Origin of the sequence: Maricaulis sp. (assembly GCF_039978735.1) — a bacterium.
Classification (GTDB): Bacteria; Pseudomonadota; Alphaproteobacteria; order Caulobacterales; family Maricaulaceae; genus Maricaulis.
This window is the reverse complement of the sequence record NZ_JBDWAS010000007.1, coordinates 25,697-38,104: the sequence shown is the minus strand read 5'-3', so window position 1 is coordinate 38,104 and position 12,408 is coordinate 25,697. Positions and strand designations below refer to the sequence as shown.

Here is a 12,408-nt window from a genome sequence, read left to right as displayed (position 1 = left end):
GCTCTGCCGCCGGCCTACATGTCCGGCTTGCGGAAGCGGTAGACGAAGCGATCCGTCATGCGGCGGATGGAGTCGTCGAACACCGAGATGTCACGCGGATCGTCCGGATTGGCCAGCATGTCGCTTTCACCGTCGAAGGCGAAACCGGCCGCCTCGATCTCGGCGCGCACGACGGCGGCATCGATCCGGTGGGTGGTGTTGACGTGTTCCAGTCCGCTGCCTTCCGGCGCGTGGTGGTCGATCACCAGATAGACCCCGCCCGGCCGAAGTGCGTCATAGACGGCCCGGTTCATGGCGTCCCGGTCGGTCTCGTCCCAGGCGGTGTCATGGTAGAAGAGCACCATCATCACACCGTCGAGCGGCTCATCGATATCGGCGGCAAACGTCTCGATCGGCGAGACGACATGAGTGACGTTGGCGCGGTCCTCGGCCAGCATGCCCAGCGCTTCATTCGGCTCGGGAAAACGTTCGGCAATCCAGCTTGGATTGTGCGCGTAGACATGGCCTTCCGCTCCGACCGCCGTTGACAGCACGCGGGTGTAATAGCCCGAACCCGCCGTCAGATCCGCGACCCGCCAGCCATGTTCCAGCCCGGCAAACAGCAGGACTTCGGCCGGATGCCGGTTGACGTCGAGCAGCCGGTCCTCTTCGGGCCGGGTCTCGTCGGAAACGGCATCCTCCAGACTCTGCGGCATGGCACCGGCTTGATTCATCATCCCGTCGTGCTCGCCGTGCATCTCCTGATCGGCATGCATGTCATGCGACATGTCCGCCTGGTGATGCATCTCCGTGTCGTGCGGCATGGCGCCGTCCGCCATGCTGTCGTCCTGGGCCATGGCCGGCATCGCCGCTGCCATCGCCGCGACCAGCGCAATGGCTGTTGTCGCTGAAATCATCTGGCGCATGAATTTCTCCCTCATCCTTCAGGCCTCGCTCCGAAATCCGGCGGATCATGCCGCTACAGCCCCCTCCGCAAAAATCACGAACCCGTGACGCGGCGTGAGACACGCCAGGCGCGAGTTTACGCTTGCTAAGGGGTTTTCAGGCATAGGGTTAATCCATCAGGGCCCCGGTCAGCGGGTCCGATGGAGGGGACATGCATATCATCCTGGCCTTTGCGGTCGTGCTCACCGGACTCGCCGCCTTTGTCTACCGCCGCGAAAGCCGGCGGCAGCAACACCGGTAACGCGCGCTTGCGTGCGGACCACTGTCCGGTTTAGCTCCTGCGGAACAGTTATCCGGGGAGGCCGACATGCTCCTGCACCACGCATCCTGGCCCGAAGTCGAGGCCTATCTCAAACGCTGCAAGGGCATCGTGATTCCGATCGGCTCGACGGAACAGCACGGGCCGAACGGGCTTGTCGGCACGGACGCGATCTGTCCGGAAGTGATCGCCGCGGAAGCCGGCGCCGAGAGCGGCTTCCTGATCGGGCCGACCTTCAATGTCGGCATTGCCCAGCATCACCTGGCCTTTCCCGGCTCAATGACGCTGCGCCCCTCGACCATGATCGCCGCGCTGAACGACTGGATCGAGAGCCTGACGCGGCACGGGTTCGACCGGATCTATTTCCTCAACGGCCATGGCGGCAACATCACCACGATCAATGCCGCCTTCGCCGAATACTACGCCAATTTCTCGCTCGACGCGGCGGCTTGTCCGGTCCGCCTGAGCCAGCGCAACTGGTGGGAACTGCCCGGCGTGGGCGATACCTGCCGCAATCTCTTCCCGGTCGGCGATGGCATGCACGCCACCGCATCGGAAGTCGCCGTGACCTATTATGCGCATCCGCAGGCCGTGAAGACGGTGGAGATGTCGCCGAAGATCGCGCCGACAGGCAGTTTCACCGATGCCGCCGATTATCGCCGCACCTTCCCGGACGGCCGGATCGGGTCCGACCCGTCCCAGGCGACGGCGGAAAAGGGCGCCGAGATCGTTGCCGTCTCCAAGGGCGCGCTGATCGCCGAGCTCACCGCCTTCTTCGGCGTCCAACCCCTGGCGCGCGCGGCCGAATAGGCCGTCCGGCCTCTAGGCTGTCAGAAGACCGGCGAGCCGTTTTTCGATCTTGTCGACCGGCTCGTTGATCACATCCACAGGCTCCTCGATCAGGCATTCCGCCAGCGCGTCGGAGAATTGCGAGCGCGCCTCGCCCAGCGCCTTGTCCGGCGCCATGACAACGAGGCGGTCGAATTTCTTCTCCGCGCAAGCCTTGTTGAGATGCTCGACAACCTCGTCGATGAAGCGCTCCTTGGCCTGCTGGTGAAAGTCGGTCTCGCTGACCGCCGACCGGCCATGAGCAGGATCGGGGAAACGGCCCGGCCTGTCCTCGCCCTGATCGCGATCGGGCGGATTGTCGATGCCCAGCGTTTCGACCAGTTTCAGATTGGGCTGATCGTCAAAGCCTTCATTGTGCCAGATCAACGCCTTGCCGCCGTCGAAAGCGGCAAGCCAGGTCACGGTGTCTATCAACGGCTTCTTCATGGACGGCCACCTCCTTGCTACGCCGGATATCTGGGCATCAATGCCTGCACCCGGCAAGGGGTCTGACAAACGCATAGTGTCGCAGCCCGTTCCGGCCGCAGCTTGCATCAAGGCTCCCCGCGCGCTTAGCTCGCAGGCGAAGCCGAAGGTGGACCGTCCGGGCGGCGGATACGGCGACACATAAGTTTCATTTCTCCGTCCACGGCCGATCCGATATAGGCCCGGCGGACATGACCTCACGGAGGGGACACGCCATGAAGACTGTCTACTGCCTCGCTCTCGCCCTGGTGATCACTGCCTGTTCCGCACCGCAGGAGGATGGCGGGACGGCTGCCGCCGGCGGCTATGACGCTGACAATCTGGCGACATCCCAGGCCTGTTTCGCCGACACGCCCTCGGCCCATCTGGAGCCCGGACAGACGCTGATCGAGCGGGGCCCGTCAGGCGTGGTGCTGGTTTCCCATGCCCGCGGCGGCGCACCGGCCGACTATGCCTTCAACATCGTCAGCCTGCCCGAGGCCCAGCGCCAGCAGATCGATGCCGCGGCGGCCGATTTCTTCCGCGCGGCCGGCGAGCTTTACGACGTCACCACGGACGCCGTGATCTACCACCGCTCCCGCGACGGCGCTTTCTGTGCCGTCGTCCGCGACGATGCGGCCGGCCAGGCGCTGGTCGATGCTGCCGAAGCGGTCGACGCCGCGCGCCCGGAAGCGACGGACGAATAAGGTCAGGCGGCGCGGATCACGCCGCCTGTCACCTCGACGGCAATCGGGACCAGCCGGTCGCCCGCCGCCGGGCCGCCGGTGCAGTGTCCCTCCTCAACTTCGAAACTGGCGCCATGGACCGGGCAGACCAGCGCCTCGCCCTTGTGCAGCAGGCCCCGCCCGTCGGGCAGGGTGAGCGGCAGGCCGGCATGCGGACACAGGTTCGACCAGGCGGTGACATCGCGCCCCCGGCGCACGAGCAGCACCGCACCCTTCTCCCAGGCCGCTGCGCGGGCACCGGGATCGGGAATCTCGTCCAGCCGGGCGAGCTCGGTTCCTGCCGGGGGTTTCGGCCTCATGCGGCGTTGTCGAAGGGCGGGTTGACCAGCCAGCGCCAGGGCGCGATCTCGACCCGCTCGAACAGGCCGGCACGGCCATAGGGATCCTCCGCCAGCCAGGCATCCAGCGCCGCGCGATCCGCCATGTCGGCAATGATCAGCGAGCCGGCCATGTCGCCCGCTTCGTCGAGCCAGGGCCCGGCTGCCTTCACCGCATCCCCGGCCGAGTTCAGCCAGGCGATATGGTCATTGCGATTGGCCAGGCGCACATCCAGCGCACCGGGCCGGTCCCAGGTATGGATGAGGAAAAGCATCAGGCGGTCTCCAGGGTGAAGGGGCGCGACAGCAGCGCCTCGATCGCGTCGTCGACACCGGTGCGGCCAGCCAGGATATCGTCCACCGCCTCGCAGATCGGCATCTCGACGCCATGCCGTTTCGCCAGCGCAACGACCGCCGGCGCACTCGCCACACCCTCGGTGACCGCCCGGCGGCTGGCGAGAATATCGTCCAGCGACACGCCACGCCCCAGCGCCAGGCCGCAGGACATGTTGCGCGATTGCGGCGAAGAACAGGTCAGCACCAGATCGCCCAGACCGCACAGCCCGGCCAGCGTTTCACGCCGGGCGCCCATCGCGATCCCGAGCCGCGTCATCTCGGCAAAGCCGCGCGAGATCAGTGCCGCGTGCGCCGACTTGCCCAGACCCTTGCCCTCGGAAATCCCGCAGGCGATCGCCAGCACATTCTTCACCGCCCCGCCGATCTCGGCACCGATGAGGTCGGTCACCAGATAGGGCCGGAAGCGGCTGGTCCCCAGCGCCGCGATCAGATCATTGCCGACCGTTTCGTCGGCACAGGCCAGCGTCACCGCCGTCGGCAGACCCTGGGCGGTATCGATGGCAAAACTCGGCCCGGACAGCACGGCCGGCACCGCACGCGGAATGGTTTGACCCAGCACATCCGTCATCAGCGACAGCGAGGACTGTTCGATCCCCTTGGCGCACAGAATGAGGGGCAGACCGTCACGCGCATAGGGCGCGAATGTTTCCAGTACGCGACGCAAATGTTGCGCGGGCGCGACAGCAAGGACGGCCTCGCAGGCATCCAGATCGGAAATCGCCGTCACCGCCTCGATCGAGGGTTCGAGCGTCACTTCCGGCAGAAAAACCGTGTTCTGGCGTTTCGTGTTGATCGCGTCGGCCACATCCTGCTCGAAGGACCAGAGCAGCACGTCCCGGCCCGCCTTGGCAGCCGTCTGGGCCAGGGCCGTCCCCCAGGCGCCGGCGCCGATCACGCCGATGGTCTGATAATCGCTCACGCTTTGGGTCCTTTCCGTCCGGATCCGATCACGGGGGCCAGCTTGGCCGAGGCCGCGTCCAATGGCCAGCGCGCCCGTGCCGGTGCGTCCAGCCCGTCGGTGTCGCCGCGCGCCAGCCGCTCCAGCCCTGCCAGGGCGATCATGGCCGCATTGTCGGTGCACCATTTCATCGGCGGCGCGACCAGGCGGAAGCCTTCCTGTGCGGCAGCAGCTTCCAGAGCCGTGCGCACAGTCCGGTTGGCCGCGACCCCGCCCGCCACCACAAGCGGTCTCGGACCGTCAACATCCGGATATTCTTCGGCAAACTGCGCCATGGCCCGCCGGGTGCGGGACGCCAGAGAGGCAGCAATCGCGGCCTGGACCGACGCGGCCAGATCCGCCTTGTCCTGCGCAGACGGGGCATCCAGCCCGTCCCAGATCTGCCGGGCCGCCGTCTTCAGACCGGCAAAGGAGAAATCGCAACCCGGCTTGCCCTTCAACGGGGTGGGCAGGTCGAAACGGTTCGCATCGCCGGCTTCGGCACAGCGTTCCAGTGCCGGACCGCCCGGAAAACCCAGACCCAGCACTTTTGCCGTCTTGTCAAAGGCTTCACCCGCGGCATCGTCCAGGGTTGAACCGAGGCGATGATAGACTCCCACGGCTTCGGCAATCAGCAGCTGGGTATGCCCGCCGGACACGAGCAGCAGCAGATAGGGGAAATCGAGATTTTCGCTCAGACGCGGCGACAGGGCGTGGCCTTCCAGATGGTTCACCGCGATCAGCGGCTTGCCCGCGCCCAGGGCCAATCCCTTGGCTGTCATCAGCGCCGCCATCACCCCGCCGATCAGACCGGGACCCGATGTCGCAGCCACCGCATCCAGCGCGTCCAGCGACAGGCCGGCCTCGGCAAGCGCCGCGGCCGCGAGACCGTCCATCGCCTCGGCATGGGCACGGGCCGCAATCTCGGGAACCACGCCCCCGAAGGGCGCATGGGCCTCTGTCTGGCCGAGCACGAGATCGGCCAGCACCTCGATCCGGCCGTCAGGATGACGGCGCAGGATCGCGGCAGCGCTCTCGTCGCAGCTCGACTCCAGACCAAGCACGGTGAGTTCGCCTGGTTGCGCGGATGCGGATGCGGGGGCTAAGTCCATGGCAGACCGATAGCCTCAAGACCGGGATCCTGCAACGTGAAGCCGCCGTCCACGCCCCAGCCCATCGCCACCCGCCGCTCGCCGCTCGCCTTGGTCCAGGCCCGCGATGTGCAGGCCCGCCTCATTGCCGCCTGCGGGCTCGACACGGAAGAGGGCGAACGCCTTTTCCCCATTCTGGGCCTGGTCAGCACCGGCGACCGGATCCAGGACCGCACCCTGCTGGAAGCCGGCGGCAAGGGCCTTTTCACCAAGGAGATCGACGATGCCCAGCTGGCCGGAGAGGCGACCTTTGCGGTGCATTCCATGAAGGATGTCCCGACCGAGCTGCCCGACGGGCTGGCCCTCGGCGCCATTCTCGAGCGGGAAGACCCGCGCGACATGCTGCTCGCCCGCGGCGGCGAGACCCGTCTGGCCGACCTGCCCGAAGGCGTCACCATCGGCACCGCCAGCCTGCGCCGCCAGGCCCAGCTGCTGCACGCCCGCCCGGACCTGACCGTCGTGCCCCTGCGCGGCAATGTCGACACCCGCCTGGGCCGGCTGCGCGATGGCGAGATCTACGCCACTTTCCTGGCACGCGCCGGACTGAACCGTCTCGGACGGGACGAGGCACAGCGCGAACCGCTGGCGATGGACGAGATGCTGCCCGCCGCCGCGCAGGCCGCAGTTGGCGTCGCGGTCCGCACGGACGATGCCGTGGCGCGGGCCTGGCTCGCACCGCTCAATCACGCTGCGACAGAGCTTGCGATTGTCGCGGAACGTGCTTTTCTAAGAAAACTGGATGGGTCTTGCCGCACCCCGATTGCGGCCCATCTTAATAATGAATCAATGGATTTCATCGGCGAAGTCCTGACACCTGATGGCCAGAACCGCTGGCGTGAACAGTCCCGGATCGAGATGACGACAGCCTCCCTCACCGACGCCGACACGGCCGGCCAGACCCTGGGCGAGGCCGTGCGCGCGGCTGCCGGAGACCGGCTTGCGGAGGTTCTCGGTACGGCATGACGGTTCTGGTGACACGCGGATGGCCCGGCGCCGAACGCACCGCTGCAGGTTTGCGGCGGATGGGCATCGACCCCATTGTGTCACCGGTGCTGGATATCAATTTCCGGGCGCGGATCGATGTCGACCTGACGGGCACGCAGGCGATTGTCTTCACCAGCGCCAACGGCGTGCGGGCCTGGGGCCCGCGCCGGCCGGAGCGCGATCTGCCTGTATTCGCTGTCGGGGACGCAACCGCCGACGCAGCCCGCGATATCGGCTTCAAGAAGGTCTTCACCGCCAAGGGCGATGTCGAAGCGCTGGCCCGGCTGATCCTGCGCAAGCTGAAGCCGGCCGATGGCGACCTCCTGCATGTGCGCGGCATCCATGTCGCGGGCGATCTGAACGGCGCGCTGAAGCCGCATGGTTTCCGGGTACACGACGCGATCGGCTATGGCGCGGTCGCCGTCGACACGCTGGGTGAGGAGGCCATCGCGGCGATCGTTTCCGGTGCACCGGTCTCGGTGCTGATCCATTCGGCGCGAAGCGCAAAGACCTTCCTCGACCTGCTGCGCAAGTTCGGCCTGCATCACTGGCTGGGCTCGGTCACGGTCTACGGCATCTCCGCCAATGCGCTGACGCCGCTGGAAGGGGCCGGCTTCGGCGCCCTTGTTGCCGCGCCCCGGCCCAATGAGGACGCGCTTCTTGCCCTCCTGGACGAGACCTCGGAACTGGCGCGCGCCTCCAACGCGTCCTAAGCTGGGCGAAACACGCGAATCACGGGCCGACATGGCTGATCCCAACGATACTCTCGACCCCGAACCCGTCGATGCCGAGTTCGAGCCGGCGGACGATTCCCGCCCGGCCGGAAAGCCTGTGCGCAAAGGTCCGGGCTGGCTGTCGCTGTTCACGGTGTTCCTGCTGGCGAGCGCAGCAGGCGGTGCCATCGGCTATGCCGGGCAGACCTATTTCGGCGCGCCGGCCCCGTCTGACGATGGCGCGGCGGCAGAACGGGCCGCCCTCACGGATGCGATCACGGCACTGGAAGGCCGCCTGGCTACGGTGGAGGATCGGCTTCCTGAAGGCGATCTGTCGGCCATCATGCAAGCCCTGGAAGCCGGCGGCCAGACCGATATTGCCCCGCTGGAAGCGCGGCTGACTGCTCTGGAAAACGCGCCCGCTGCCACAGCCGGCAACGCTTTCGACCCGGCCCCGCTGGAACGCCGGCTCGACCGTCTGGAAGCCGCGATCGCCGATGTCGATGCCCTCGCCAATCAGGCGCTCGACGGTGCCCAGGCCTCGACCGCCAACAGCATCGATCCGCAAGTCCTGCAGAACATTACCCAGCGCCTCGCCGCGCTTGAACAGGCCGGCGATACCGGCAGCGCAACACCCGCCGCCAGCTTCGAGGATCCGGCACCGCAGATCGAGGCGCTCAATGCCCGGATTGCCGCGCTGGAAAGCGATCTCTCGGCGCTCGACAATGAGCTCGGCGAAACCCGCTCCCTGGCCGAGACCGCCCGTTCGGCGGCCGATAACGCAACACGCACCGCTGAGACGACCGGCGGCGATGATGCACGGGCGTCACGGACACTCGCGGCCCGCGCCCTGGCGCTTACAGCCCTGCGCGAGATCGCAATGACGGGTGAGGGCTTCGAAGCCGAACGCGCCGCCCTCGCGCGTCTGTGGCGTGACAATGCCGATCTGGAAGCCCTGGCGCCTGTCGCGCGTGCCGGTGTTCCGACGCTCGACCAGCTGGCCGCCAATTATCCCGGCAGCGCCATTCGCGAAGCCGCCGGGCCCGGGCGCATCTTTTTCGGCCTGATCGAAGTGCGCCAGGCCGAGGCCGGCGATGACGAGACCGGCGCGCTGGCGATCACGGCCCTGGCCGAAGACCGGCTGGCTCAGGACGATCTGGACGGCGCCATCGCCCTGACCGAACGCCTGGAAGGCGAGGCGCTCGAGGCCGCGCGGGAGTGGCTGATTTCGGCTCGCGCCCGCCAGGATCTCGACCTCCGCCTGACCCGGCTGCGCCAGGCGCTCGCCGACGACGCCATTGCGCAGGGAGCCGATCCGCTATGATCCGCCTGATCCTCGCCGTCGCCTTCGCCGTACTGACCGCCGCACTCGGCGCCTTCCTGGCCCTCAATCCCGGCCGCGCGACCTTCGAGTTTCTCGGCACGCGCATGGAGATGCCCTTCGTGGTCGCGGCGGGCGGCACGATCCTGTTCGCCTTTATGCTGCTGGTCGTGTGGTGGGGCATCTACATGTTGTGGACTTCGCCGGACAAGGTGAAGGCCTTCCTGTCCCGCCGCCGCCGGGAACAAGGCTATGACGCGCTGGAGCGTGCCCTGATCGCCTCGGCTGCTGGTGATGGCGAAGCCGCTGTGCGCCAGGCTGCCCGCGCCGATGCCCTGCTGGACCGGCCGGCCCTGTCGCGCCTGCTGGCGGCCCGCGCCGCTGAAGCCGCCGGCAATCTCGATGGTGCGCAGACCCAGTATGAAGCCCTGCTGGAAGACCAGCGCACGCGTGTGGTTGCCCGCCGCGGCCTCACCCAGCTGGCCCATGAGCGCGGCGATCACAAGGCGACGGCCGAGCATGCCGCCGATGCCTTCAGCCAGGCCAAGGGCGCCCGCTGGGCCTTCGACGCGCTGTTCGATGCCCAGGTCGCCGAAGGCCGCTGGGAAGAGGCGGCTGCAACCCTGAGCGAAGGCGAGAAGCGCAAGCATGTCGCGCCGGATATCGCCAAGCGCCGCCGCGCCGTCCTGCTGACGGCCGCCGCGCTGTCCTGCGAGCAGAGCGATGCCGAGAAGGCGCGCGAGCAGGCGCTTGCCGCCCATCGTGCCGCTCCCGGTTTCGCGCCGGCGGCCGCCCTCGCGGCACGGCTGCTGGCGGAAGGTCGGCGCCACAAGAAGGCATCCGAAGTGATCGAGTCCGCCTGGGCTGCAGCCCCGCACCCAGCGCTGGCGCAGGCCTATCGCGAACTGCGCAAGTCCGACAGCAAGACCAAGCGGCTGGAACGCCTCAACGCCCTGGCGGCCCTGCATCCCGACCACCGCGAAAGCCGCCTGATCCGCATCCAGACCGCTCTGGAAGACGGGGACGCTCCGGCTGCGCGTGAATTGCTGGACCCGATCCTGGCCAAGACCGAGGCACCGTCCTCGCGCCTGTGTGCCCTGGCGGCGCGCCTTGCGCGCCTGGAGGGCCGCGACGAGCAGGCCCGGCGCTGGATGACCCGCGCCTCCCACGCCACGGCCGAGGCCGACTGGACCGATATCGACCCGGACGGGCGGCTGTTCGCCTACACGCCGGATGACTGGAAGCGCATGGTCTATGTCTATGGCGACGAGAACCGGCTGACCCATCCGCGCTATGAGCGCTTCGAGAGAATCGCCGAGACCGTGCCGGAAACTGCCCTGCTGGAAGCGCCCCGGCCGAAACGGGCTGCCGCCTCGCGCAGCGCCCAGTTTGCCGACGCCCCGCCGCGCATGCCGGACGATCCCGGTGTCGAGACGGACGAGGACGGCGACGGCCGCAACGCATGACGGATCCGGTTTTCCTGCTCGGCATTGTCGGGGGTTCGGCCTCCGGCAAGTCGCGCCTCGCCGAGGCGCTGGCGCGTCATTTCGCGCCGCAGGGCGCCTATGTCATTCCCGAGGACGACTATTATATCGACGCCACGGTGATCCCGGATTTCAATGCCGACACTTTCAATTTCGATGAGCCCGCGGCGAAAGAACACGCGCTTCTGGCCGCGCATCTGGAGCGTCTGAAGGCGGGTGAGGCGGTGGATACGCCGCTCTATGATTTCAGGACGCACAGCCGGCGCGCGGAGACCGCACAGCGCCAGCCGGCGCCGGTCATCCTGGTCGAGGGCCTGCACCTTCTGGCCAGCCCGGATATTGCCCGCGCGCTGGATATGGCCGTGTTTGTCCACGCCTGCGAACAGACCCGCTTCGCACGCCGCATGGCCCGCGATGTCAGCGAGCGTGCGCGCACACCGGAATCCGTGACGCTGCAGTTCAACACGATCGTCCAGCCGATGCATGAACGGCATGTCGAACCCCAGCGCGCGCACGCCGATATCGTCGTCGAAAACATGGGCAAACCGGATTTCGACGCACTGGCCCGGCCGGTCATCGACACGGTCGAGGCGCAGCGCCGCAAATAAGTGATTTTCCTGCTGCAGCGGGACTTGCCCGGGCCGGGTTTCGCGGTTAGTTTCCGCCGCCTCCAGCCTGACGGGCCGGAGACGATGCAATGGGCCGCTTTAGCTCAGCTGGTAGAGCAACGCATTCGTAATGCGTAGGTCGCGTGTTCGAGTCACGCAAGCGGCACCATTTCTTCCTTTGTTCCCGTTCCGCTCGACCCGAGCCTGTCACCGCAGTCGGTGTCGGGGTCGATGCTCACATGGAACGCGCTCAAGGCTGCGCGGTTCAAGCCTGGCCCGAAGGGTGGTGCCCCGCCGAAGCCTCGGCGAAGGAGGGCGTCGGCAACAGACGCCGGCAACCCTCACTCTTCATCCAGATCGTATCCGGCGCCGTCCCTACTAATCGCCGGACTTCATCTGGGACTGCATGTAGCGCTCTTCGCCGATCTTCTCGATCAGGCCGAGCTGGGTCTCCAGATAGTCGATATGCTCTTCCTCGGAGGCGAGGATGTCGGTGAAGATCTTGCGGGAGACGAAGTCCTGGGCCTGTTCGCAATAGGCGATCGCCTCGACATAGAAGGGGTGGGCCCGCTTCTCGATCTTCAGGTCACACTCGATGCATTCCTTCAGGGTCTCGCCGATATAGATCTTGGACAGGTCCTGCACATTGGGCAGGCCTTCGAGGAAGAGGATGCGCTCGATCAGCAGATCGGCGTGCTTCATCTCGTCGATGGATTCCTCGTACTCGACCTCGGCGATCTTGCCGAAACCCCAGTCCTTGTACATGCGGGCATGCAGGAAATACTGGTTTACCGCCGCCAGCTCGAGCTTGAGCGCCTGGTTGAGATATTCGATGACCTTGGCATCGCCCTTCATGGCGCATCTCCCGTAGTGACTGGATGCGCCGCACTGTAAGGAAATGCGGCCTGCGGCCAACCGCTATCTTTGCAAGTGAAAGTGTGAAGCGCTCGCGGCTATTCGGCTGCCGTGGCAAGGCCTTCCGGGCCAAGGCGGTGCATCGCGATCATGTCGGCCACATCCGGCAGGCAACGACCGCAGCGCGGCTTGGCTTCGCAGCGCTTGAACACGCAGCCGACTTCCTTCACCGCCGGATCGGCGGCGGCGGCCTGGAGTTCCTTGTCGCGCAGGGCGTTGCAGATGCAGACATACATGGGCGGACTCGTTTCCCGGAGGTCGTGGGGAAACTTGTCCCGCGAATGCGAATGACTGTCAACTTCATAAATGATGCAGAGTCAGTCACGCCCCGTTTTACGGGAGCGCCGCCGATCCACCCGCACGGCGGACCGGCAGGCG

15 protein-coding genes and 1 tRNA gene are annotated in these 12,408 nt (G+C 66.8%); 8 read left to right on the top strand and 8 right to left on the bottom strand.

From position 1 onward, the window contains the following. Positions 1–14: 14 nt before the first annotated feature. On the bottom strand, positions 15–905 hold the full coding sequence (locus ABJO18_RS02035; RefSeq protein ID WP_348508838.1) for an SAM-dependent methyltransferase: 891 nt from the start codon (positions 903–905) through the stop codon (positions 15–17). Positions 906–1,252: 347 nt separating this feature from the next. Between ABJO18_RS02035 and ABJO18_RS02030 the strand changes: the two genes are divergently transcribed. Beyond that, positions 1,253–2,014, top strand: a complete 762-nt coding sequence (locus tag ABJO18_RS02030; RefSeq protein WP_348508837.1) for a creatininase family protein — start codon at positions 1,253–1,255, stop codon at positions 2,012–2,014. Positions 2,015–2,026: 12 nt separating this feature from the next. On the opposite strand, the gene ABJO18_RS02025 is transcribed toward ABJO18_RS02030, so the two are convergent. Next, positions 2,027–2,479, bottom strand: coding sequence for a host attachment family protein (locus ABJO18_RS02025; protein WP_348508836.1), 453 nt, complete (start codon positions 2,477–2,479; stop codon positions 2,027–2,029). A gap of 254 nt (positions 2,480–2,733) precedes the next feature. Here ABJO18_RS02025 and ABJO18_RS02020 point away from each other — a divergent pair, with 254 nt between their 5' ends. Then, positions 2,734–3,204 carry a hypothetical protein gene (locus tag ABJO18_RS02020; protein WP_348515709.1) on the top strand — a complete coding sequence of 157 codons (471 nt, stop codon included), beginning with the start codon at positions 2,734–2,736 and terminating at the stop codon, positions 3,202–3,204. Between the two features lie 2 nt (positions 3,205–3,206). On the opposite strand, the gene ABJO18_RS02015 is transcribed toward ABJO18_RS02020, so the two are convergent. Genes ABJO18_RS02015 through tsaD form a run of 4 tightly spaced genes read right to left on the bottom strand, consistent with a single transcriptional unit; the run spans position 3,207 to position 5,966 of the window. Continuing rightward, entirely contained in the window at positions 3,207–3,542 is a 336-nt protein-coding gene (locus ABJO18_RS02015; protein ID WP_348515708.1) for a Rieske (2Fe-2S) protein, read from the bottom strand. Continuing rightward, a complete protein-coding gene (locus ABJO18_RS02010; protein ID WP_348507443.1) occupies positions 3,539–3,835 on the bottom strand; it encodes a YciI family protein in 297 nt (98 codons plus the stop codon). The genes ABJO18_RS02015 and ABJO18_RS02010 overlap by 4 nt, the downstream gene beginning before the upstream one ends. After that, positions 3,835–4,836, bottom strand: coding sequence for an NAD(P)H-dependent glycerol-3-phosphate dehydrogenase (locus tag ABJO18_RS02005; protein ID WP_348507442.1), 1,002 nt, complete (start codon positions 4,834–4,836; stop codon positions 3,835–3,837). The genes ABJO18_RS02010 and ABJO18_RS02005 overlap by 1 nt, the downstream gene beginning before the upstream one ends. Further along, complete coding sequence (tsaD, locus tag ABJO18_RS02000; protein ID WP_348507441.1) at positions 4,833–5,966, bottom strand: tRNA (adenosine(37)-N6)-threonylcarbamoyltransferase complex transferase subunit TsaD; 1,134 nt, start codon at positions 5,964–5,966, stop codon at positions 4,833–4,835. The genes ABJO18_RS02005 and tsaD overlap by 4 nt, the downstream gene beginning before the upstream one ends. A 36-nt stretch (positions 5,967–6,002) precedes the next feature. On the opposite strand from tsaD, the gene hemC reads away from it, so the two are divergent. The 6 genes from hemC to ABJO18_RS01970 all read left to right on the top strand — a co-directional run bounded on the left by hemC (position 6,003) and on the right by ABJO18_RS01970 (position 11,284). Further along, complete coding sequence (hemC, locus tag ABJO18_RS01995; protein ID WP_348507440.1) at positions 6,003–6,968, top strand: hydroxymethylbilane synthase; 966 nt, start codon at positions 6,003–6,005, stop codon at positions 6,966–6,968. Continuing rightward, positions 6,965–7,702 (top strand): uroporphyrinogen-III synthase, encoded by a 738-nt coding sequence (locus ABJO18_RS01990; RefSeq protein ID WP_348515707.1) that lies wholly within the window; start codon positions 6,965–6,967, stop codon positions 7,700–7,702. Before hemC ends, ABJO18_RS01990 begins: the two co-directional genes overlap by 4 nt. 31 nt (positions 7,703–7,733) lie before the next feature. Beyond that, the gene (locus ABJO18_RS01985) at positions 7,734–9,026 is read left to right on the top strand and encodes a hypothetical protein (protein WP_348507438.1); all 1,293 of its coding nucleotides are present in this window, start codon (positions 7,734–7,736) and stop codon (positions 9,024–9,026) included. Further along, a complete protein-coding gene (locus tag ABJO18_RS01980; protein WP_348507437.1) occupies positions 9,023–10,489 on the top strand; it encodes a heme biosynthesis HemY N-terminal domain-containing protein in 1,467 nt (488 codons plus the stop codon). The genes ABJO18_RS01985 and ABJO18_RS01980 overlap by 4 nt, the downstream gene beginning before the upstream one ends. Then, entirely contained in the window at positions 10,486–11,115 is a 630-nt protein-coding gene (gene udk, locus ABJO18_RS01975; protein WP_348507436.1) for a uridine kinase, read from the top strand. Before ABJO18_RS01980 ends, udk begins: the two co-directional genes overlap by 4 nt. Positions 11,116–11,208: 93 nt before the next feature. Beyond that, a tRNA-Thr gene (locus ABJO18_RS01970) sits at positions 11,209–11,284 on the top strand. Positions 11,285–11,493: 209 nt separating this feature from the next. Here the strand turns inward: ABJO18_RS01970 and bfr are convergent. Both bfr and ABJO18_RS01960 read right to left on the bottom strand, forming a co-directional pair. Further along, positions 11,494–11,970 (bottom strand): bacterioferritin, encoded by a 477-nt coding sequence (bfr, locus tag ABJO18_RS01965; RefSeq protein ID WP_348507435.1) that lies wholly within the window; start codon positions 11,968–11,970, stop codon positions 11,494–11,496. Between the two features lie 98 nt (positions 11,971–12,068). Continuing rightward, complete coding sequence (locus tag ABJO18_RS01960) at positions 12,069–12,266, bottom strand: (2Fe-2S)-binding protein (RefSeq protein WP_271187443.1); 198 nt, start codon at positions 12,264–12,266, stop codon at positions 12,069–12,071. Positions 12,267–12,408: the final 142 nt, after the last annotated feature.